Annotated in this window: 15 protein-coding genes; all 15 read left to right on the plus strand. The window is 58.6% G+C overall.

The genetic code is table 11. From position 1 onward, the window contains the following. Positions 1 to 166 precede the first annotated feature (166 nt). The 15 genes from G536_RS26550 to G536_RS0106415 all read left to right on the plus strand — a co-directional run bounded on the left by G536_RS26550 (position 167) and on the right by G536_RS0106415 (position 22,109). Positions 167 to 1,135 carry a glycoside hydrolase family 43 protein gene (locus tag G536_RS26550; RefSeq protein ID WP_022822750.1) on the plus strand — a complete coding sequence of 323 codons (969 nt, stop codon included), beginning with the start codon at positions 167 to 169 and terminating at the stop codon, positions 1,133 to 1,135. Then, on the plus strand, positions 1,128 to 2,990 hold the full coding sequence (locus tag G536_RS0106350; protein ID WP_022822751.1) for a sialidase/neuraminidase family protein: 1,863 nt from the start codon (positions 1,128 to 1,130) through the stop codon (positions 2,988 to 2,990). The genes G536_RS26550 and G536_RS0106350 overlap by 8 nt, the downstream gene beginning before the upstream one ends. A gap of 94 nt (positions 2,991 to 3,084) precedes the next feature. Then, positions 3,085 to 3,483 (plus strand): endonuclease domain-containing protein, encoded by a 399-nt coding sequence (locus tag G536_RS0106355; RefSeq protein WP_022822752.1) that lies wholly within the window; start codon positions 3,085 to 3,087, stop codon positions 3,481 to 3,483. A 95-nt stretch (positions 3,484 to 3,578) separates the two neighbouring features. Then, positions 3,579 to 6,407 (plus strand): glycoside hydrolase family 2 protein, encoded by a 2,829-nt coding sequence (locus G536_RS0106360; RefSeq protein ID WP_022822753.1) that lies wholly within the window; start codon positions 3,579 to 3,581, stop codon positions 6,405 to 6,407. A gap of 120 nt (positions 6,408 to 6,527) precedes the next feature. Then, the gene (locus G536_RS0106365; RefSeq protein WP_033369808.1) at positions 6,528 to 6,881 is read left to right on the plus strand and encodes a DUF5713 family protein; all 354 of its coding nucleotides are present in this window, start codon (positions 6,528 to 6,530) and stop codon (positions 6,879 to 6,881) included. Positions 6,882 to 6,904: 23 nt separating this feature from the next. Continuing rightward, on the plus strand, positions 6,905 to 7,750 hold the full coding sequence (locus tag G536_RS30415) for a phospholipase D-like domain-containing protein (protein WP_022822755.1): 846 nt from the start codon (positions 6,905 to 6,907) through the stop codon (positions 7,748 to 7,750). 201 nt (positions 7,751 to 7,951) lie between these two features. Then, the gene (locus tag G536_RS0106375) at positions 7,952 to 10,714 is read left to right on the plus strand and encodes an alpha-L-rhamnosidase (RefSeq protein ID WP_026879896.1); all 2,763 of its coding nucleotides are present in this window, start codon (positions 7,952 to 7,954) and stop codon (positions 10,712 to 10,714) included. A gap of 186 nt (positions 10,715 to 10,900) precedes the next feature. Further along, positions 10,901 to 12,055, plus strand: a complete 1,155-nt coding sequence (locus G536_RS0106380) for a sialidase family protein (RefSeq protein WP_026879897.1) — start codon at positions 10,901 to 10,903, stop codon at positions 12,053 to 12,055. A 166-nt stretch (positions 12,056 to 12,221) separates the two neighbouring features. Next, on the plus strand, positions 12,222 to 13,640 hold the full coding sequence (locus G536_RS26560) for an alpha/beta hydrolase family protein (RefSeq protein ID WP_022822756.1): 1,419 nt from the start codon (positions 12,222 to 12,224) through the stop codon (positions 13,638 to 13,640). A gap of 147 nt (positions 13,641 to 13,787) precedes the next feature. Next, on the plus strand, positions 13,788 to 15,692 hold the full coding sequence (locus tag G536_RS26565; RefSeq protein ID WP_022822757.1) for a right-handed parallel beta-helix repeat-containing protein: 1,905 nt from the start codon (positions 13,788 to 13,790) through the stop codon (positions 15,690 to 15,692). A 182-nt stretch (positions 15,693 to 15,874) separates the two neighbouring features. Beyond that, positions 15,875 to 18,073, plus strand: coding sequence for an alpha-L-rhamnosidase-related protein (locus G536_RS0106395; protein WP_022822758.1), 2,199 nt, complete (start codon positions 15,875 to 15,877; stop codon positions 18,071 to 18,073). Next, entirely contained in the window at positions 18,073 to 18,798 is a 726-nt protein-coding gene (locus G536_RS26570; protein WP_051166877.1) for an L-rhamnose mutarotase, read from the plus strand. The genes G536_RS0106395 and G536_RS26570 overlap by 1 nt, the downstream gene beginning before the upstream one ends. A gap of 144 nt (positions 18,799 to 18,942) precedes the next feature. Further along, on the plus strand, positions 18,943 to 20,007 hold the full coding sequence (locus tag G536_RS0106405) for a Gfo/Idh/MocA family protein (RefSeq protein ID WP_022822760.1): 1,065 nt from the start codon (positions 18,943 to 18,945) through the stop codon (positions 20,005 to 20,007). A gap of 97 nt (positions 20,008 to 20,104) precedes the next feature. After that, positions 20,105 to 20,401 carry a GIY-YIG nuclease family protein gene (locus tag G536_RS0106410; protein WP_022822761.1) on the plus strand — a complete coding sequence of 99 codons (297 nt, stop codon included), beginning with the start codon at positions 20,105 to 20,107 and terminating at the stop codon, positions 20,399 to 20,401. Between the two features lie 118 nt (positions 20,402 to 20,519). Further along, entirely contained in the window at positions 20,520 to 22,109 is a 1,590-nt protein-coding gene (locus tag G536_RS0106415) for a sodium:solute symporter family transporter (protein WP_022822762.1), read from the plus strand. The last annotated feature ends 80 nt before the right edge of the window (positions 22,110 to 22,189 follow it).

The following is a 22,189-nucleotide window of genomic DNA, read 5'->3' on the forward strand; positions in this document are numbered from 1 at the left end:
ACGAAAGAACGTCATGCAGAGGCAGAGCCGAAGCATCTCGCGTGCTGATGTCGAGTCGGTAAGCAGACATCAGCACGCGAGATGCATCTGCATGACACATACCTTAGCAACATCAGCACGCGAGATTCCTCGCAAGCTCGGAATGACGTTCTGGAATATTTAATCCATGTTCAAACCCAAACCCATCCGCTTCCTACCGCTGCTGCTTGGTGCCGCGCTGCTCGCCTCGTGCTCGAAGGACGTGTACATGTTCACGTCGTTCCATGAGCCGGCCAATGAGGGGCTGCGCCTGCTCTACAGCAACGACGGCTACAAGTGGACGGACCTGAACCGCATCTTCCTGGCCCCGCAGGTCGGGCCGAGCAAGCTCATGCGCGACCCTAGCATTTCTCGCGGCCCGGATGGCACTTACCACCTCGTGTGGACCTGCGGCTGGAAGGGCGACAAGGGCTTCGGCTACGCCAGTTCCAAGGATTTGGTGCATTGGTCGGAGCAGCGCTTTATTGATGTGATGAGCCAGGAGCCGACCACCGTGAACGTGTGGGCGCCGGAAATCTTCTACGATGCGCCCACTAAGCAGTACCTCATTGTGTGGGCCAGCACGATTCCGTTCCGCTTTCCGCGGGGCATTGAGGACGAGGACAACAACCACCGGCTCTACTACACCACCACCCAGGATTTCCAGACCTTCACGCCGGCCAAGCTGTTCATCGACCCCGGTTTCAGCTCGATTGATGCGGTAGTGGTGCCGCGTGGGCCCCAGGATTACGTGCTGGTAGTGAAGGACAATACCCGTCCCAACCGCAACATCAAAGTGGCCTTCGGGCCGACGGCGCTTGGGCCGTTTCCGAACGTGTCGGAGCCGTTTACCGGCAACTTCACCGAAGGCCCCAGCGTGCTGGCGCTGCCCCATAAGGAGTGGCTGATCTACTACGACGCCTACAAGGAAAAGCGCTACGGCGTGATGAAGACCTCTGATTTCAAGTCGTTTACCGATGTATCGGCGCAGACCAGCGTGCCGCAGGGGCACAAGCACGGCACGGTGTTCACGGTGCCGGCCAAGACATTGAAGAACCTGTTGCGTAGCGCCCCGGCGGGTGCTGCCGCAACCTCAACGAGCGGAACTCATGAGTAAGCACATAGCACCTTTTGCGGCTACTGCGTTGGCTGTGCTGGGCAGTATTACTGCCCGCGGCCAGGAAACCATCCGCTACACCGGCACCACGCTCAGCAACGTGGACTACCACCACGGCCAGCTGCGGCCCGCCATTGGTACGCACGCCCGGCAGGTGCTACGGGCCAACCGGGAGCACCCAGATGCTTCGAACGGGGAGGGGTGGACCTACAACCACGCGCCCATGCTGGCCTACTGGAATGGGCAGTTCTACTATCAGTACCTCAGCAACCCGGCGGGTGAGCATATTCCGCCGGGCCGCACGCTGCTGCTGACCAGCAAGGACGGCTACACCTGGACTAACCCCACGGTGATTTTCCCGCCCTACAAGGTGCCAGACGGCTTCACGAAGCCTGACCAGCCCGGCAAAGTGGCCAAGAACCTGGAAGCGGTGATGCACCAGCGGGTGGGCTTCTACGTGTCCAAGAAAAACCGCCTACTGACGCTCGGCTACTACGGCATTGCCCTCGACGCCAAAGACGACCCCAACGACGGCCAAGGCATCGGGCGGGTGGTGCGCGAGGTGCTGCCCAACGGCAAGTTCGGCCCGATTTACTTTCTGCGAAACAACAAGACTTGGGACAAGTCGAAGTCCACGTATCCGTTCTATACCAAGAGCAAAGACAAGGGCTTTGTAGCGGCCTGTGAGGAAATTTTGGCCTCGCCGCTGATGATGCAGCAGATGGTGGAGGAGCAGGACCGGGACGACCCGTTGATTCCGCTCAAAAAGGAATACAAAGCCTTCAGCTACTACCATCTGCCCGACAACCGCGTGGTGGGCCTCTGGAAGCACGCCCTCACCAGCATCAGCCCCGACGGTGGCAAATCCTGGCCCAACCCCGTGATTCGGGCGCCGCACTTCGTAAATAGCAACGCTAAAATTTGGGGGCAGCGCACTTCCGATGGGCGCTACGCCACGGTATATAATCCTTCGGAATTTCGTTGGCCGCTGGCTATTTCCACCAGCCAGAACGGCCTCGATTACACCGATTTGTGGTTGGTACACGGCGAAATTACGCCTATGCGCTACGGCGGCAACTACAAAAGCTACGGCCCGCAGTACGTGCGTGGCATCCAGGAAGGCGACGGCACGCCGCCCGACAAAAAGCTGTGGGTGAGTTACAGCGTGAACAAGGAGGATTTGTGGGTGGCCTCGGTGCCCGTGCCTGTGCGCGCCACTGCCACCAGCCACGCCAACGACGTATTCGCCCAACTGCCGGCCGGCCAGGAGCTAGACCAGTGGAACACCTACAGCTTGGTGCAGGCCCCCGTGGAAATCGGCAAGCTACCCGACGGCTCCAAAGGCCTCGTGTTCAAAGACTCCGACCGGTTCGACTATGGCAAGGCCGAGCGGGTGATTCCTGAAAGCAAGCAGTTGGTAGCCGAGCTGTCGGTGATACCCGGCCAGAACGACCACGGCCTGCTGCAAATCGAGTTTCAGGATGCCAAAGGCCAGCCCGCCGTGCAGCTTTCCTTCGACTCCACCGGCACGTTTAGCTACAAAGCTGGGGCCCGCTTCAAGGGCGTCACCAAGTACACCGCCGGCCAGCAACTCGACCTGCGCGTGACCCTGGACGCGCCCAACCGCACCTGCACCGTGGCGGTGAATGGTGGCAAAACTAGCACGTTCATCTTTTACGCGCCGGTAGCTTCCTTCGAGCGGGTGATGCTGCGGACCGGCCCGGCCCGCCACTTCCCCACGCCTGACACCCCCGCCGACCAGACCTACGACCTGCTCAAAGCCGGCGAGTCGGAGCCGCTGGCTACGTTCTATTTGAAATCGTTGAAAACGAGTGAGGGAGTAGTGACGCCCTGACGTGGGGCCTCACCCCCCGGCCCCCTCTCCGAAAAGGAGAGGGGGAGCCACGGCGGCGTGGTTACGCTTCTTAGCTTGTTAATTTTCTGATCAGATGGAGCCTACTGAGCCTTACCTACCTCAAGACAAAGTCTTCACTGCTGATAAAAAGCAATATGGAAAGCTGAATTTGGGTGGGCGTGCCCGAGGAATGCGCCACGAGCCCACACCAGCCGAAGACCTACTGTGGCAACGGCTGCGGAACAGTCAACTCGGCGTGAAATTTCGACGCCAGCACTGTATCGACCGCTACATCGCAGACTTTGTCTGCCTTTCGCACAAACTTATTGTAGAACTAGACGGCGCTGGACACATAGAACCAGACCAAGCAGAATACGACAAAGGCCGCTCAGCCTTGCTAATTGAGCTAGGCTACCGAATTCTACGCTTCCCTAATGAACAAGCCATCAACGAAATCGAAGAAATCCTAAAGGCTATTAAAGCCAATCTGTAAGTAACATTAGCACCTACCCAAAGCCGTAAGTCGTCAGGCTCCCCCTTTCCTTTTCGGAGAGGGGGCCGGGGGGTGAGGCCCCACACCAGCACAATATGCCCAAACGTCTCCTACTCGCCCTCCTTGCCCTCCTTCCACTGCCGCTTAGCCTTCACGCCCAGCAAACGGAAACCCAATTCCTGTCGGGCACCGATAAGGACCACACCAAGAAGTGGAAGTTCTACTGCACCGCCGGGCGCAATTCCGGCAAGTGGACCACCATTCCGGTCCCCTCGAACTGGGAGCTGCAAGGCTTCGGCAAGTACAACTACGGCCACGACAAAGACCCGGACCGCGGCAAGGAGAAGGGCCTCTACAAGTACGAATTCAAGGTGCCCAAAACCTGGGACGGCAAGACGATAAACCTAGTGTTCGACGGCTCGATGTCGGATACCGAGGTGAAAATCAACGGGCAATCCGCCGGGCCGATGCACCAGGGTTCCTACTACCGCTTCAAGTACGACATTACCAAGCTGCTGAAGCCCGGCAAAACCAACCTACTCGAAGCCACCGTTTCTAAGCACTCCGCCAACGAATCGGTGAACGATGCCGAGCGGCGCGGCGACTTCTGGCTGTTTGGCGGCATCTTCCGGCCGGTGTTCTTGGAGGCGCTGCCCGCCACGCACATCAACCGCGTAGCCGTAGACGCTAAGGCCGACGGCAGTTTCAAGGCCGATGTGTACACCCAGGGCAACGCCGCCGATGAAGTGGTCGGCCAGCTCTACACCCTCGATGGGCAGAAAGCCGGTGCCGAGTTCCGGGCAGCCGTAGCGGCGGGCGGCGCGGCCACGCGTCTGCAAACCACGCTCAGCCAAGCCAAGCTTTGGACTCCCGAAAGTCCAAACCTATACCGCGTGGCTTTCACGCTGCGCAAGGGCGGGCAGCCGGTACACACCGTGGATAAGCGCATTGGGTTCCGGACGGTGGAGTTGCGCGAGCGGGACGGTATCTACGTCAACGGCGCTAAAGTCAAGTTCAAGGGTGTCAACCGCCACTCGTTCTGGCCGACCTCAGGCCGCACCACCAGCAAGGCGCTCAGCATTCTGGACGTGAACCTGATGAAGGACATGAACATGAACGCCGTGCGCATGTCGCACTACCCGCCCGACGACCATTTTCTGGCTGCCTGTGATTCGTTGGGCCTCATGGTGCTCGACGAAGTGGCCGGCTGGCACGCCAACTACGACACGCCCACTGGCACCAAGCTCACCGAGGAAATGGTGGTGAAAGACGAAACTCACCCGAGTATTGTGGTGTGGGTGAACGGCAACGAAGGCGGCCACAATTTCGACCTCGACCCCGTGCTCGACCGGATGGACCTGCAAAAGCGCCCGGTCATTCATGCCTGGCAGGTGTTCCGCGGCACCGACACCCAGCACTACATCAACTACGACTACGGCAACGGCACCCACTTGCAGGGCCACAACGTGGTGTTCCCCACCGAGTTTCTGCACGGCCTCTACGACGGCGGCCACGGCGCCGGCCTCGAAGACTATTGGGAGCAAATGTGGGCGCATCCCCGCTCGGCGGGCGGTTTCCTCTGGGACTTCTCCGACGCCGGCGTAGTCCGCACTGACAAGGGCGGCATTCTCGACACCGACGGCAACCACGGCGCCGACGGCATCCTGGGGCCGTACCGCGAGAAGGAGGGAAGCTACTTCACCATCAAGGAAGTGTGGAGCCCCGTGTTCTTCGAGCGCCGCGAAATCACGCCGGCCTTCGATGGCTCGTTCCGGGTGCAGAACCGCTTCCACTACACCAACCTCAACCAGTGCAAGTTCACCTGGAAGCTGGCGCAGCTGCCCGGCCCAGGCAGCAAAGCCGCGCCCGTTACCAAAACCGGCACCGTAACGGCTCCATCCGTAACGCCGAATGGCACCTACGGCACCCTCAAGCTCGATCTGCCCACCGATTGGCAGCAGCACGACGTGCTCTACATCACGGCCCAGGACCCCGCCGGCCGCGAAATCTACACCTGGAGCTGGCCCATTGCCCGCCCCGAAGCCGTAGCGAAACAGCTGATTCGAGTGGATGGCCCCAGCGCCGCCCGCCTCACCGAAACCGACTCGCTGTACACCGTATCCGCCAACGGCGTGGAGCTGACGTTCGGCCGTAAATCGGGGGTGTTGCGCTCCGTGCGCAATGCCAAAGGCGTGATTCCGCTCACCAACGGCCCTGTGCTGGCCGAAGGCGAAACTATGTTTGAAGGCCTGACCCAGCGCCAGGACGGTCAGAACGTGGTTATCGAGGCCAAGTTCGCTAAGAAGAGCCGCTACCAGTCGTTGCAGTGGACGGTGTACCCCTCGGGCTGGGTGCGCATGAGTGCCAAGTACTTCCCCAAAGACTACGATTTCGCGCTGGCTGGCCTGAGCTTCACCTACCCCGAGAAAGAGGTACGCGGCGCCCAGTGGCGCGGCGACGGCCCCTACCGCGTGTGGAAAGACCGGATAAAGGGCACTAACCTCGGCGTCTGGACCAAAGGCTACAACGACACCAGCACCGGCGAAATGGAAGGCACCCGCGGCCCCGAGTACCCCGAGTTCAAGGGCTACTACTCCAATTTCTACTGGCTCACGCTCCAAACCACCGGCCAGCCCTTCACGGTAGTCTGCGACCAGGAAGACGTGTACCTGCGCCTGTTCACGCCGCGCTTCTCGGCCACGCCCTACAACACGGCCCCGGCTTTCCCGAGCGGCAGCATCTCCTTCATGCACGGCATCACGCCCATCGGCACCAAGTCGCAGAAAGCCGAGAACATGGGCCCGATGGGCAAAACCAACATGTACTACGACTACAGCAAAGACCCCTCGTACGCCAAGGAAATCACCCTCTACTTCGACTTCACCGGCCAACAGGCGACACCTGCGGCCGTTGGGAAACGGTAGGAGAGAAGCGTTAGGATGTAGCAGCGGGTAGCAAGCCAATGAGGTTTGCTACCCGCTGTTTGTATGAAGAGGATAGAAACTCGTTACTTGAGCACCGTTATAAATTTTACAAATATCAAGATGGCCAAAAAGCAAGAAGACCTTAAAAACGAATTGGTTAGAAGCTATTCTTTCCTGAAAGAAATGTATGAAGACTCGTATTTCCCAAGTAAGCTAGTAGACAAGGGCAAAGCCATCTTGGTAGGCCTGTGCTTCAAAATCGAGCAAGAACAACCTAAGTCGTTGAATGAATTGTACGAGTTGACTCACGCTGCCACCGACAAATTCAACGACTTGCAGGAGGAATTTTTTGATGCTGATAGTGAGATAGAAACAGGTGCAAGAGAGGCTATTGCCGAGGATTTTGCCTTCGTGGCAAAGGCTTATGGTTTTGAGGCTGATATAGAAGAGTTGATAGCGACCAGAGAGTGGTAAAAAAATAATGTTTAATCAAGGTGATGGGTGTTATTTTTAAGTTGAACCGCGAAATTTTTCCATTTTTATACCAGGAGATTAAAGATGCTAAAGTGTCCATTAATGCGGCAATAGCCTGGTTTACTGATCCAGCACTCTTAAAGCTTTTGATAAACAAAAAAAACATAGAAAATGTAGAAGTGAAAATAATATTGTTTAACGACGATATAAATTTAATGTTAGGTCAGCTTAAAAAGTTAGGTGATAGTGTCATGTTCTCAAATGACCTAAAATTTAACTATATTATGCATCATAAATTCTGTATAATAGACGACAAAAGAGTAATAACTGGTTCTTATAATTGGACAGTCAAAGCTCGTAGGTATAACAAGGAGAATATAGTTTGTATTGATGATGAAGAAATAATCTCAGAGTTTAGTAAAGAATTTTCTAGTTTACTTAAGAATAGTAAGGCTCAATCGATAGTAAAACCAATTCAGAATTTTGACTCAAATAACTCAATTGAAGATATAGAAATATTTAATATAGAGCAGCGTTATAATAAATTAATTGATGATAGAATTAAGATGATCGACAAGTTAAATGTGGGTGTTGATATAGCACTTGTTCATAAATTAATTGATAATCGTACGCCAGCAATTGTTGCGTCTGTTTTTGCAAATGCGGAAGGTGGTAATTATATACAATCAGCATTGTTGAAGTTAGAAGCTGCTGGTCGACTTGATTTATGTTTCGAAGAGTCGATTATTAGAACGGAGTATTCAAAGTTATTCAACAAGGTTACTGTAGAATTAGCTAGGCAGAAGCTGGACAGATTAGACTACTTTAAAAATGAAAAGTATAGTCGCTTTTGGGGTGATTACATATAATTATATCCATAGTGTTATCAACTCACCCCACCATGCCCAAATCCTAAAGCATCTTGCTAAGATCGTAGAATGAACTGGTTGAAAAATTGGTGAACTATGGGACGCCAAAAGTGCTCTGCACAACCCCGCGTCCCACGCTTGCCAATCGGTAGGCATTCCTGCTCCTGAAAACGGCGGGAACCGGGGGTGAGGCCCTGCCCCATGAACGCAAACCGCCTGCTCGCCTTTCTTTGTACGATCTTGCTACTCACGGCCTTCCGGGAACCCCGGCCTGCCGCCGTGCAACTCCAGCGCCTGCGTTGTGAACTGCTCACCAACCCCGAAGGCATCGACGTAATTGCGCCGCGCCTAAGCTGGGAGGTTGGCAGCCCGGAGCGTAACCTAGAACAAACCGCCTACCAGGTGCTGGTGGCCTCCACGCCGGAGAAGCTGGCCGCCGACGAAGGCGACCTGTGGAACTCGGGCAAGGTGAATTCCGGGCAGTCGGTGCACGTGGCGTATGCGGGCGCGCCGCTGCGGAGCCGGGCGCAGTGCTACTGGAAAGTACGCACCTGGACCAACCAGGGTGAAACCGCCTGGAGCACGCCGGCCCGGTGGAGCGTGGGCTTGCTGAACTACCTGGACTGGAAAGGCCGCTGGATTGGTTTCGACCGGGCGTTTGCCTGGGACAAAGAGGAGAGCCACGCCCGGCTGTCGGCGCGCTACTTCCGCAAGGAATTCAAAACCGAAAAGCCCATCAAGCAAGCCACGGCCTACATCATCGGGCTGGGGCTGTACGAACTGTATGTGAACGGACAGCGGGTAGGGGACCAAGTGCTGGCGCCCGGCCCCACCGACTACACCAAGGGCGTGAAGTACAACACCTACGACGTGACGCCGCTGCTCAAGCAGGGCCCCAACGCGCTGGGTACCGTGCTCGGCAACGGCCGGTTCTACGCCATGCGCCAGAACTACAAGCCCTACAAAATCAAGACCTTCGGTTACCCCAAGCTGCTCATGCAACTGGAAGTAACCTACGCTGACGGCACCCGCGACGTCATCAAAACCGACGATACCTGGCAGGGCACCGCCGACGGCCCTATCCGCACCAACAACGAGTACGACGGTGAAGAATACGACGCCACCAAGGAAATGCCCGGTTGGAGCACCGCCGGTTTCGACGCCAAGAAGTGGGGGAAGGCCGAGCTGGTGCAGGAGCCCGGCGGCGCGTTTGAGGCGCAGATGAACGAGAACATGAAGGTGATGGAAACCATCAAGCCGGTGTCCATCAAACCGTTGGCTGGCGGCAAGTACATTCTGGACATGGGCCAGAACATGGTGGGCTGGCTGCGGCTGCGCACCAGCGGTCCGAAAGGCCAGAAGGTGACCTTGCGCTTCGCCGAAACCTTGCAGAAGAGCGGCGAACTGTACGTGGCCAACCTGCGCGACGCCCGCGTAACCGACGTGTACACGCTCAAAGGAGGCGGCCGCGAAACCTGGGAGCCAACCTTCGTTTTCCACGGCTTCCGCTACGCGGAAATCAGCAACTGGCCCGGCGCCGCGCCCACCGTAGCCGATTTCGACGGCCGCATCGTGTACGACGACATTGCCGCCACAGGCGAGTTCACCACCTCCGACGCCACCATCAACCAAGTATATAAGAACGCCTACTGGGGCATCCGCGGCAACTACAAAGGCATGCCCATCGACTGCCCGCAGCGCAACGAGCGGCAGCCCTGGCTCGGCGACCGGACTACCGGGGCCTACGGCGAGAGTTTCGTGTTCGACAACTCGCGCCTATACGCCAAGTGGCTCACCGACATCGAGCAGGCCCAAAAAGCCGACGGTAGCATCCCCGACGTGGCCCCCGCGTTCTGGCGCTACTACGGCGACAACGTGACCTGGCCCGGCACCTACCTCACCATCGCCGACATGCTCTACCGGCAGTACGGCGACGCCGCCCCGCTCACCCGCCACTACGATTCCATGAAGCGCTGGCTGACCTACATGCGTCAGAACTACTCGGAAAACGGCCTCATCACCAAAGACAAGTACGGCGACTGGTGCGTGCCACCCGAGTCCAAAGAGCTGATTCACTCCAAGGACCCTGCCCGCAACACCGACGGCGTACTCATTGCCAGCAGCACCTACTACCACATGCTGGGCTTGATGCAGGGCTTCGCGAAGGTGCTCGATAAGCCGCAGGACGCGCAGGAGTTTGCCAAGCTGGCCGCCGACCTGAAAACCGCCTTCAACCAGAAATTTCTGAACAAGGAAACCTGCCAGTACAGCAACGGCACCGTCACGGCCAACCTGCTGCCGCTGGCCTACGGCATGGTACCCGAGGAAGACCAGGGCAAAGTATTCCAGAACATTGCCGACAAGATTCTGGTGGAAAACAAGGGCCACATCAGCACCGGCGTTATTGGCACGCAGTGGCTGATGCGCGGCCTCACCGAGCACGGTCGCCCCGATGTTGCCCTGCGCCTCGCCACCAACCGCGACTATCCGAGCTGGGGCTACATGGCCGCCAACGGCGCCACCACCATCTGGGAGCTGTGGAACGGCAACACCGCCGACCCCGCCATGAACTCCCAAAACCACGTGATGCTGCTCGGCGACCTGCTGATTTGGTACTACGAAAACCTGGCCGGCATCAAGTCCGCCCCCGATTCCCCCGGCTTCCAGCGCCTGGAAATGAAGCCCACGCCCACCACCGGCCTCACGTCGGTGCAGGCCTCGTACCGCTCGGTGCGCGGCCTGGTAAAAAGCAGCTGGAAACAGGAGCTCAAGCGCTTCACCTGGAACATCACCGTGCCCGGCAACACCAAAGCGCTGGTCTATATCCCCGCCAAAAATGCGAAAGACGTGCAGGAAGGCGGTAAAAAAGCGGCATCTGCCACGGGCGTGAAGTTCGTGCGCCAGGATGGCGACCGGGCCGTGTTTGAGGTTGGCTCCGGGGACTACGCCTTTGAAGTGAAATAGAAACTGAATCAAAACAAAAAGAACGTCATGCTGAGCTTGCCGAAGCATCTCTACCGCCAAACTAACCCCTGACGTGTGCAGCCGAAGCGGTAGAGATGCTTCGGCTGCACTCAGCATGACAATACTGTTCCAACGTCAGCACGCGAGATGCTTCGGCTCCGCCTCTGCATGACAGACGATTTACCAATGAAACATACCCTCGCCTTCTTACTCGCTACTTGCCTAACTGCCAGCTGCTCGGTAGCGCAGACCCCAGCTGCCAAAACTCAGCCCAACCCCTGGCAGCGTGCCGTCACCACCAACGAGTTCATTCTGGAGAAGATGCCCTTCCCGGAGAGCCACGCCGCTACCCTTGCCGAAACGCCAGCCGGCCTGGTGGCCTCGTGGTTTGGGGGCACCAAGGAGCGTAACCCCGACGTAGGCATCTGGGTGAGCCGGATGGAAAACGGCAAGTGGACGGCGCCGGTGGAAGTAGCCAACGGCGTGGTAAACGAAACCCTGCGCTACCCTACCTGGAACCCGGTGCTTTACCAGGTGCCCGGCGGCGAACTGCTGCTGTTCTACAAGATCGGTCCGAAGCCCTCGGACTGGAAAGGGTGGATGCGCACCTCCAAGGACAACGGCCGGACGTGGTCGGCGGCGCAGGCCTTGCCGGAGGGCTACATCGGGCCGGTGAAGAACAAGCCGGTGCTGCTCTCGAATGGCACCCTGCTCAGCCCCACCAGCACCGAGGGCAACGACGGGTGGCGCGTACACCTGGAAGCCACCACCGACTTCGGCAAAACCTGGAGCATGATCGGGCCGATTGCCAACGGCGACACCAAAGGCGCCATTCAGCCCAGCATCCTCACCCACAAAGACGGCCGCCTGCAACTGCTCTGCCGCAGCCGCGACCGGGCCATTCTGGAGTCGTGGTCGTCGGACCAAGGCAAGACCTGGACGCCGCTGGCCAAAACCACCCTACCCGGCAACAACTCCGGCACCGACGCCGTGACCTTGCAGGACGGCCGCCAACTGCTGGTGTACAACCACGTGCTACCGCCCGGCACCCTGGCCAAAGGCCCGCGCACCCCGCTGAACGTCTCGATTTCCAAGGACGGCAAGGAGTGGTACGCGGCGGCTATCCTGCAAGACTCGCCCATCAGCCAGTATTCCTACCCCTCGGTGATTCAAACCAAGGACGGCAAGGTGCATTTCGTGTACACTTGGCGCCGCAAGAGCATCAAGCACGCCGTGCTGGACCTGAAAAAGGTAAAGCTGGTGAAGATTGAAAACGGCCAGTGGCCCGCCCTGAAAGGCTACAAAGCCCCATCCGCCACAGCCGAGATTACGCAGGACTAACAGCGTGTCAAGAAGCCCGTCAATCTTAAAAAAGCCCGTCATGCAGAGCGTAGCGAATCATCTCGCGTGCTGACGTCTGGATTACTAACCCAACGATACCACGCGAGATGCTTCGGCTGCGCCTCTGCATGACGGGCTACATTTCGTTTTAAGCACTACTCCACCCATGCTCCGAACCCTCCGCATCCTTCTTGCTTTCCTGCTGTTGACCACGGCCGCCGTGGCCCAGAACTCGGACGACCAATACCGGGAGCCGCTGCAAACGGTGCTCGACCAGATTCAGCAGCGCTACGGCGTGAAAATCAGGCCCGATGCGGCGATGGTGAAGGACAAATGGGTGACGTATGCCGAGTGGCGTTTCCGGCCGGATGTGGAAGAAACGTTGAAAAACGTGTTAGCGCCGTTCGATCTGCAAGTCACCAAAACCGGCGACAAAGCCTACAAGCTCAAGACCTTCCAGTACCACCTGAAAACGCCCGAGGAAGGCGCCGCGCAACTGGCTTACCTCGCCAGCCAGTACCACGATGCCGCCACCTGGGAAAAGCGCAAAGCCGAGTTGCGCAGCTGCATGTGGCAAGCGCTCCAACTCTCGCCCATGCCAACCAAGCCCGCCAGCAAGCCCATCATCACCAACAAGCGGCAGTTCGACGGCTACACCGTAGAAAACGTGGCGCTGGAAACTCTGCCGGGCCTCTACATGACTGGCTCGGTGTACAAGCCCCTGAAAGTGAAAGGCAAAGTGCCCGTCATCATCAGCCCCGACGGGCACTTTGGCGACGGGCGCTACCGGGCCGATGCGCAAAAGCGCTGCGCCACGCTGGCCCGGATGGGAGCTATGGTGTACAGCTACGATTTGTTTGCCTGGGGCGAGTCGCTGTTGCAATTCAAAGGCGAAGACCACCGTCGCAGCCTCGCCATGTCGGTGCAGGCTCTGAACGGCGAGCGGGCCCTTGACTATCTGTTATCGTTGAAAAATGCGGACCCCAGCCGCGTGGCCATCACCGGCGGCTCGGGCGGCGGCAGCCAAACTATGCTGCTCACGGCCCTCGATGACCGTATCAAAGTGAGCGTGCCGGTGGTGATGCTCTCCACTTACCACAGCGGGGGCTGCCCCTGCGAAAGTGGCCAGCCGGTACACCTGTGCGGCGGCGGCACCAACAACGCCGAACTGGCCGCTATGGCCGCCCCGCGCCCCCAACTCGCCATCACCGACGGCGGCGACTGGACCGCCCAAACCCCCGAAGTAGCCTATCCTTACCTCCAAAAGCTCTACGGCTACTACGGCAAAACCGACCTCGTGCAGAACGCGCATTTCCCCAAGGAAGGCCACGACTACGGTGCCAACAAGCGCCAAGCTATGTACAAGTTCCTGGCCCAGCACCAGCGCCTAAACCTCTCCGCCGCCGAAGATGCCAGCGGCAAGCTAGACGAGTCGAAGGTGACAATAGAGAAGGAAGAAGCCCAGAAAGTGTTCGGCCCGAAAGGAGAGCTGCTGCCCGCCAACGCTATCCACAGCTTCGAGGCATTGCAGGCCCTGTTCAACAAAACCGCACCAGCCACCTCTACAGGAGAAGCAAAAAACTAGAGCTAGATAGTCTAGTTCGGGGCCTCAATAGAAGGGGAGCGAGTAAAAATATGGTTGGCGGTCATGCTGAGCTTGTCGAAGCATCTCTACCGCTGACGATTGATTGGTAATCCAACGAAGCAGTAGAGATGCTTCAACAAGCTCAGCATGACAGACGGTATCTTCCGGAAAACCTTATTCATAGTCCTCAATCTGCTGGCAGCCAGTACGCAGGCGGCTGACATCTGGGTGGCACCGAATGGCTCGGACCGCAACCCTGGTACCGCCGACAAGCCACTGGCCACGCTGAACATGGCGCTACGGCAAGCCCGCGACCTGCGCCGCTTGCACGATGCCTCGGTGCAGAAGGGCGTGCACATCTGGGTTCGGGGGGGCGAATACCGACTAACGGAACCGTGGTTTTTTCGCCCCGAAGATTCCGGCACGGCCGAAAGCCCCACGATAGTAGAAGCGGCCCCCGGCGAGCAACCCGTGCTCAGTGGAGGAGTGCCCGTGGCGGGTTGGCGCAAGCCGACTACCACACTGGCCGGGCTGCCGAAGGCGGCACGTGGCCAGGTTTGGGTGGCCGACGCACCGAAAGTAGGCGGCCAACCGCTGGACTTTCGGCAGCTCTGGGTGAACGGCCGCAAAGCCACGCGTGCCCGCACGCCCAACAACGACAACCTGCCCCGCCTGCTCACCTGGGACACCGACAAGCGCGACACCTTCATTCCAACAGCGGCCCTAAGCGGACTACGGCAGCCGGGCCGGGCCGAGATGGTACTGCACCAGATGTGGGCCGTGAACGTGCTGCGCATCAAAACGATAACGGTGCAGAGTGACAAAGCCCGCGTGACGTTTCAGGAGCCCGAAAGCCGGATTCAGTTCGAGCACCCGTGGCCGCGGCCCATCATCGACGGCAAAAACGGCAGCTCGGCCTTCTACCTCACCAATGCCCCCGAACTGCTCGACCAGCCCGGCGAGTGGTACTATGATGCCGCCCGCGGGCAGGTGCTGTACTGGCCGCGCCCCGGCGAAAACCTGAGCACGGCGCAGGTGGTGGCACCGGCGCTGGAAACGGTGCTGCGCCTAGAAGGCACCCTCGATCAGCCGGTAAGCCACGTCCAATTCAAGGGCCTGACCTTCGCCTACACCACCTGGCTGCGGCCTTCGCAGCAGGGCCACGTGCCGTTGCAAGCCGGTATGTATCTGCTCGATGGCTACTCGCTGGCCAAGCCCGGCACGCCCGACAAAGCCGGCCTCGAAAACCAGGCCTGGATTGGCCGCCCACCGGCTGCCGTGCAGGTGGCGGGCGCGCACCACACGCGCTTCGAAAGCTGCCGCTTTCTGCACACCGGCTTTACTGCCCTCGACTACCAGAGCGGCACCCACGACGACGTGGTGGTAGGTTGCACCTTCCGTGACGTGGCCGGCAATGGCATTCAGTTAGGCAAATTCTCCGACGAAAGCGTGGAAACCCACCTGCCCTACAACCCCAAAGACGAACGGGAAATCTGCACTAACGAGTTGCTGGAAAACAACCTGCTGACCGACTGCGGCAACGAGGACTGGGGCGCCGTGGGCATTGCCGCCGGCTTCGTGCGCCAGACCACCATCCGCCACAACGAAATCAGTGAGGTGCCCTACACCGGCATCAGCGTGGGCTGGGGCTGGACCAAAACGGCCAACGCCATGCGCGACAACCGCGTGACAGCCAACTATATCCACCACTACGCTCAGCACACCTACGACGTGGCCGGCGTCTATACGCTGTCGGCGCAGCCCGGCACCACCATCACCGAAAACCGGGTGGAGGATATTGCCCACGCGCCCTACGTGCACGACCCCGACCACTGGTTCTACCTCTACCTAGATGAGGGTTCGTCCAACATTACGGTGCAGGACAATTGGTGCCCCACCGAGAAGTTCCTCGCCAATGCCAACGGACCCGGCAACGTCTGGAAAAACAACGGCCCGATGCTATCCGACGCCATCAAGCAAGCCGCCGGCCTAGAGCCAAAGTACCGAGCCTTGCGCACTGGAACCATACCTGCCGAAGACAAGAAAAAGTAAAACCTCACGAAACAAGACCGTCATGCAGAGGCGGAGCCGAAGCATCTCGCGTGCTGACGTTGCAGAGCTAAACCAACGATTCGAGCGAGATGCTTCGTCCCTGGCTTGATGCGCCACATGCTCTGCATGACGGGCTTGTTTTCTGCATGACGTTCTTCTATAGAAAACCATCACCCCACCTGATGCTAGAAACCCACTTCCTCAAGCGCTTCACCACAACAGCTGCCGCCGTGCTGGCACTGCTCACGGTCAATACCGTTCAGGCCCAGCAAGCCTCCAAGGCCACCTGGATTTGGTACCCCGGCGACTATGAAATCTGGCTGAGCAACCAGATGCAGAACCGCCGTACCGAGCGGGGCACGTTCTTTCCGCCGTTCTGGCGGCTGGATAGCCACTATCCGCTCATCGATTTTCACCAGGATTTCGAGTTGAAAGCGGCCGAGGAAGTGGAGTTGCGCGCCGAGGGCCAGTACAACGTGAAGCTCGACGGCAAGCTGCTGTCGGGCTCGCCTACACGCCTAACGGTGCCAGCGGGCAAGCACCGGCTCAACATCAAAGTCTACAACCAGGCCAACGTACCGACGGTGTTCGTGCGCGGCAAAACCATCGGGACGGATGGGAGCTGGCTGGTGACTTACGAGGATAAAGAGTGGATTGACGCCTCGGGTAAGGTGTCGGACCAGTCGGGCACGACGTGGCTGACGGCTGGTAGCTGGAACTTCAATGAGGCGCAGGCGCTGCCTTCCACCTTCAAGCTCAAGACCGAGCCCCAACGCGCGGCCAGCGTCACGCGTACTGCGGGCGGCGGCATGTTAGTGGATTTCGGGCGCGAAACCTTCGGGTACGTGCGGCTGCACGGGCTGAAAGGCAAGGGGCAAACCACGTTGTACTTCGGCGAATCCAAGGAAGAGGCGCTGAGCACCGAGGGCTGCGAAACGCTGGAGCGCCTGGACGTGAACCAGCCGCAGAAAGGGGAGAAGCTGACTTCGCTGTCGAAGGCGTTTCGGTTCGTGAACATCCAGCCCGAGGCCGGCGTGACCCTGGATTCGGTGTCGATGCTGTACGAGTACGCGCCGGTGGTGGAACGGGGCCGGTTTCGGTGCTCCGACGACCAGCTGAACAAGATTTGGGACGTGGCGGCTTATACTATGCAGTTGACGACACGGGAGTTTTTCATCGACGGTATTAAGCGCGACCGGTGGGTATGGTCGGGCGACGCTTACCAGAGCTACCTGATGAACTACTACCTGTACTTCGACACGCCGGCGGTGAACCGGACCACCTTCGCGCTGCGTGGCAAAGACCCCGTGACCAGCCACGTCAACACCATCATGGACTACACGTTTTACTGGTTTATCGGCATCTACGACGCCTACCAGTACACCGGCGACAAAACCGTAGTGACCCAGCTTTACCCGCGCATGCAAAGCCTGATGGACTACTGCCTCTCGCGCCGCAACAAAGACGGCCTGATGGAAGGCTTGGCCGGCGACTGGGTGTTTATCGACTGGGCCGACGGGCTAAGTAAGAAAGGCGAAGTGAGCTTCGAGCAGCTGTTGTTGTGCCGCAGCCTGGAAAGCATGGCCTTGTGCGCCAACCTCGTGAACGACCAAGCCGGCGCCCAGAAATACCAGCAGCTCGCCACCGACCTCAAAGCCAAAATCTTCGCTACCTACTGGAATCAGAGCAAAGGCGCGCTAGTGCACAGCCGCGTGAACGGCCAGCCCACCGACAACGTGACGCGCTACGCCAATATGTTCGCCATCTTCTTCGACTACCTCAACAACGAGCAGGAGCAGCAGGTGAAGAAATCGGTGCTGCTGAACCCCCAGGTGGCCAAAATTACCACGCCCTACATGCGTTTCTATGAGTTGGAAGCTCTCTGCGCGCTAGGTGAGCAGCCGTACGTGCTCAAGGAAATGAAGAGCTACTGGGGCGGCATGCTCAACGAAGGCGCCACGTCGTTCTGGGAAGAATACGACCCGGCTAAGAAGGGCACCGAACACCTGAGCATGTACGGCCGGCCTTTCGGCAAGAGCCTCTGCCACGCCTGGGGCGCCAGCCCGATTTACTTGCTGGGCAAGTATTACCTCGGCGTGAAGCCCCTGTCGGCCGGCTATGCCACCTACGAAGTGGTGCCCAACCTCGGCGGCCTGCAATGGATGGAAGGCGCCGTACCAACGCCGCAGGGCGATATTTCGGTGCGCGCCACGCCTAAGCAGCTGAAAGTAAAGGGCGCCGTTGGCACTGGCACGCTACGTTTCGCTAGCAAGACCAAACCCAGCTGCAAAGGCGCGAAAATCCAGGTGAAAGGCAACAACCAGTATGAGTTGCAGCTGGAAAAAGGCCGCGAGTACGTGGTGACTTATCAGGCCGTGTAATGAAGGCGCTACCTCGTGCATCCACTCGTTTGCTGGTGACCCTGCTGCTGGTGCTGTTTCACGGACTAAGCGCTCAGGGACAGGCGGGTGAAAAAGCGTCGATAGTGGAGATTATCGGTGCTGGTAAAGCGCCGCTGGCAGCGGAAAACTTGGTGGCGCTGTGCCGCAAGTATCAGGTGCCGGCCACTGGGGTGTACCGCTGGCAAAACCATCTGGTGGCTTACGGTAAGTCAAAGAATATTCAAGCGCTGCACAAGAACCTCGCGGCTATTTACGCGGGCAGTACCGTCAAGCTCTACGACGCGCCATTCTACCAATTCGACCGGCAGCGATGCCCCGATAAAACCACGGCCAAGCAGTGGGACAACATCCTGCTGACCTGCAACCTAGTGGACGACAAAACCAAGCAGCAGGAGTACATGCAGTATCACGCCACCCAGTTCGAGCAGTGGCCGGAAGTAGCCACCGGCTTCTGCAATGCTAGCTTTCAGCAGCTCCTAGTATTCCGCCAGGGCCGGCAGCTGATGCTGGTTATCAGCATCCCGAAAGGCGCTAGCCTAGACGAGCTGAACCCGCGCACGACCCTGCACAACCCGCGCGTAGACGACTGGAACGCGCTGATGAAGCAGTACCAAACCGGCCTGCCCGGCACCAAGCCCGGCGAGGCCTGGGTGTTCCTGAAGCCCATTGCGCCAGTGAAGCAGCTGGTGCCCATCAAAAAGTAAATAGACAAAAAAGACCGTCATGCAGAGCGTAGCGAAGCATCTCGCGTGCTGACGTTGCAGTGGTAATTATACATCAGCACGCGAGATGCTTCGCTGCGCTCTGCATGACGATTCATCAACAATAAACCAAGTAAAGCACCCCTTATGTTGAACCTAGGAATATTGGGCCTGGGCGAAGGCCGTAGCACCATGTCGGCCGCGCTGAATAGCTCCAACTGGACGCTCAAAACGATTTGCGACCGAAACGAGGAATTGTGCCGCCAGCGGGTCGATGAGTTTCAGTTTATGGGGCAGGTCACGGCGCAGTACCAGCACATGCTCGACGACCCGGAAATCGATGCCATTGCCATCTACACGCCCGACCACCTGCACGCCGAGCATGTGGCGCAGGCGTTGCGCGCCGGTAAGCACGTGGTCTGCACCAAGCCGTTTATTGACGACCTGTCCAAAGCCAACGAGCTGTTGGCGCTGGCCGAGCAATCGGGCAAAAAGGTGTTTGTGGGCCAAAGCTCCCGGTTTTTCGAGCCGATGAAGCGCCAGCGCGCCGACTACGAAGCCGGCCTGATTGGGGAGCTAATCAGCATCGAGAGCTACTACCACGCCGACCACCGCTGGTTTCTGGCCAAAGGCTGGTCGTTGCAGGATAGCTTCAAGTGGCTCTACGGCGGCCTCAGCCACCCCGTGGATTTCGTTCGGTGGTACCTGCCCAACATAGAGGAAGTAATGGGCTACGGCGTGCTTAGCTCCAACGGGCGCGAAGGCGGCCTCAAGAACCCCGACACCATGCACTTCATCTTCAAGGCCACCGACGGCCGCGTGGCTCGCGTGAGCGGCTGCTACACCGGCCCCGTGCAGCCCGTGCAGCGCGACTCGGAAATGAGCTGCATCCTGCGCGGCACCGAGGGCGCCAGCCAAGGCGACTACATGGACCTGCGCTACGCTATTACGGATAAAACAGGGGAGGAGCGCCTCATCACCTGGGAGCACAAGCTCAAGCACTACTTCCGTTTCGAGGGCAAGAGCCACCACGCCGGCGAGTACCAAAACTACCTCGACTACTTCGCCGATTCCATCAACCAGAACTTCACCGCCTACCCCGACATCCACGAAGGCATCGGCACCATCGCCCTGCTCCAAGCCATGGACCGGTCATTGCAAACCGGCCAGCCAGTGAAAGTGCAGGATATTCTAAAGGAAAACGGGCTGTAAGATTATATAGAAAGACACAAGAAAGCCCTAAAAGGCCGTCATGCAGAGCGCAGCGAAGCATCTCGCGTGCTGACTCCTGCAAACTACTTGCGCTTCCATGAGCTACTGCGTCTACCTGCTGACAAACCCTGCGCGCACCGTCTTATACACCGGCGTTACAAATGACTTGGAGCGCCGACTGTATGAGCACTCCCAGGGGCTAGGAAACGCAGGTAAGTTCACTGGTCGATACCAGTGCAATCTGCTGGTGTATTTTGAGCTATGTCCTGATGCTCAGCAAGCTATTGTCCGCGGGAAGGAAATAAAAGGCTGGAGCCGATCCAAGAAGGAAGCCTTGGTTACAACGCTTAATCCAGATTGGAAACCTATCGATTTGTGCACTTGGAGTGGGTGAGATTACTGCTCTAGCGTCAGCAGGCGAGATGCTTCGGCGGCGCCTCTGTATGACGTTCTGATTTTCTGTTTAGCTACCTGTCCCTAATCCTACTCCAAAATCCCACTTTCCCTACCACATGGGCAATAATCTACTTGGCCGGCTTACCATTTGGGACTACGCTATTGTGGCGGCGTACCTCGTTATCCTGTTTGCCATCGGCTACCGGGCCAGCTTCTCGAAGAGAGAGAAAACCGAGGAATCGTTGTTTCTGGCGAACAAGTCGTTGGGGTGGGCCAGCATTGGGTTCAACATGTGGGGCACGAATGTGGGGCCATCGATGCTGCTGGCCTTTGCCAGCATTGGGTACAGCACGGGCATTGTGGCGGTGAATTTCGAGTGGTACGCCTTTGTATTCCTGTTTCTGCTGGCGGTGGTGTTTGCGCCGCGTTACTTGGCCGCCAACGTCAGCACGATGCCCGGCTTCATGGGCCGGCAGTTCGGCGACTCCACCCAGAATATCCTGGCCTGGTACGCCCTGATTAAGATTCTGATTTCGTGGCTGTCGTTGGGCTTGTTCTCGGGTGGGGTACTGGTGCGCCAGATTTTGGGCATTCCGATGTGGCAGTCGGTGATTGTGCTGGTGCTATTTGCGGGTTTCTTCACGTTTGCCGGCGGCCTGAAAGCCATTGCCAAGGTGAACGTGTTTCAGATGCTGCTGCTCATCGGGGTTTCGCTCACGCTGACGGTGATTGGGGTGAACAAAGTAGGCGGTCTGAGCAAGCTCTGGAACAGCGTACCAAGTCATTATTGGAACCTTGTGCAGCCTGCTTCCGACCCCAAGTATCCGTGGTACGCCATCCTACTGGGTTATCCGGTGTCAGCGGTGGCGTTTTTCTGCACCGACCAAGCCATGGTGCAGTCGGTGCTGGGGGCCAAGAGTTTGGAGCAGGGGCAACTGGGCGTGAACTTCATCGGCTGGCTGAAAATCCTGTCGTTGCCGCTGTTCATTCTCACTGGCATCCTGTGCTACATCCTGTTCCCCAACCTCGCCAGCCCCGACCAAGCCTACATGACGATGGTGACCACCCTGTTTCCGGCCGGCATGAAGGGCTTGGTTATCGTGGTGCTGATTGCAGTGCTGGTGGGCACCATCAGCTCGTCATTGAACGCGCTGAGCACCGTGTTTGCCATGGACGTGTACGCCCGCAATATCAACCCCCAGGCCACCGAAAAGGACGTAGTGCGCGTTGGCCGCCTGACGGTGCTGGTGGGTTGCGCCTTCGCCGTGCTCGTGGCCCTGGCCATCGACTCAGTGAAGGGCCTCAACCTGTTCGACGTATTTCAGGCGGTGCTCGGGTTCATTGCGCCGCCGCTGGCCGTGGTGTTCCTGCTGACGGTGTTCTGGCGGCGTACCACCCAGCGGGCCGTAAACGGCATTCTGTCGGTAGGTTCGGCGTTTAGCTTAGGCGTGGGCGTGGTGTATTTGTGGGTGCTGCCGCCCAGCCAGTATAGCTTCTGGCCGCACTATCTGGTGCTGTCGTTCCTCATCTTCGCCGCGCTGTTCGTGGCCGCCGTGCTAGTCTCCCTCACCGACCCCGCCGGCCAGGCCGCCCGCCAAGCCGTGGACTACGGCGTACTGGCCAAACCCACGCCGCGGGTGCGCCTGCTGTGGGCCGCGCTGGCCGTCGTGATGGTGGGGCTGTACATCGTATTCAACGGGCACTAGATTGCCGAAGTGGACCCAATGGCGCCGCAACGTTCCTTGGAAACTGACAATCCCAGCCACCTCGTGCAAGGTGGCTGGGA

It is taken from the genome of Hymenobacter norwichensis DSM 15439 (assembly GCF_000420705.1).
Taxonomy (GTDB): Bacteria; Bacteroidota; Bacteroidia; order Cytophagales; family Hymenobacteraceae; genus Hymenobacter; species Hymenobacter norwichensis.

What these genes read in the sequence shown, in the direction of transcription:
- G536_RS26570 (WP_051166877.1), top strand. Translation starts at nt 18,073, where the DNA reads ATGAAGGCGCTACCTCGTGCATCCACTCGTTTGCTGGTGACCCTGCTG.
- G536_RS0106365 (WP_033369808.1), top strand. Translation starts at nt 6,528, where the DNA reads ATGGCCAAAAAGCAAGAAGACCTTAAAAACGAATTGGTTAGAAGCTAT.
- G536_RS26560 (WP_022822756.1), top strand. Translation starts at nt 12,222, where the DNA reads ATGCTCCGAACCCTCCGCATCCTTCTTGCTTTCCTGCTGTTGACCACG.
- G536_RS0106375 (WP_026879896.1), top strand. Translation starts at nt 7,952, where the DNA reads ATGAACGCAAACCGCCTGCTCGCCTTTCTTTGTACGATCTTGCTACTC.
- G536_RS0106395 (WP_022822758.1), top strand. Translation starts at nt 15,875, where the DNA reads ATGCTAGAAACCCACTTCCTCAAGCGCTTCACCACAACAGCTGCCGCC.
- G536_RS0106360 (WP_022822753.1), top strand. Translation starts at nt 3,579, where the DNA reads ATGCCCAAACGTCTCCTACTCGCCCTCCTTGCCCTCCTTCCACTGCCG.
- G536_RS0106410 (WP_022822761.1), top strand. Translation starts at nt 20,105, where the DNA reads ATGAGCTACTGCGTCTACCTGCTGACAAACCCTGCGCGCACCGTCTTA.
- G536_RS26550 (WP_022822750.1), top strand. Translation starts at nt 167, where the DNA reads ATGTTCAAACCCAAACCCATCCGCTTCCTACCGCTGCTGCTTGGTGCC.
- G536_RS0106380 (WP_026879897.1), top strand. Translation starts at nt 10,901, where the DNA reads ATGAAACATACCCTCGCCTTCTTACTCGCTACTTGCCTAACTGCCAGC.
- G536_RS0106415 (WP_022822762.1), top strand. Translation starts at nt 20,520, where the DNA reads ATGGGCAATAATCTACTTGGCCGGCTTACCATTTGGGACTACGCTATT.
- G536_RS0106350 (WP_022822751.1), top strand. Translation starts at nt 1,128, where the DNA reads ATGAGTAAGCACATAGCACCTTTTGCGGCTACTGCGTTGGCTGTGCTG.
- G536_RS26565 (WP_022822757.1), top strand. Translation starts at nt 13,788, where the DNA reads ATGACAGACGGTATCTTCCGGAAAACCTTATTCATAGTCCTCAATCTG.
- G536_RS0106405 (WP_022822760.1), top strand. Translation starts at nt 18,943, where the DNA reads ATGTTGAACCTAGGAATATTGGGCCTGGGCGAAGGCCGTAGCACCATG.
- G536_RS30415 (WP_022822755.1), top strand. Translation starts at nt 6,905, where the DNA reads ATGGGTGTTATTTTTAAGTTGAACCGCGAAATTTTTCCATTTTTATAC.
- G536_RS0106355 (WP_022822752.1), top strand. Translation starts at nt 3,085, where the DNA reads ATGGAGCCTACTGAGCCTTACCTACCTCAAGACAAAGTCTTCACTGCT.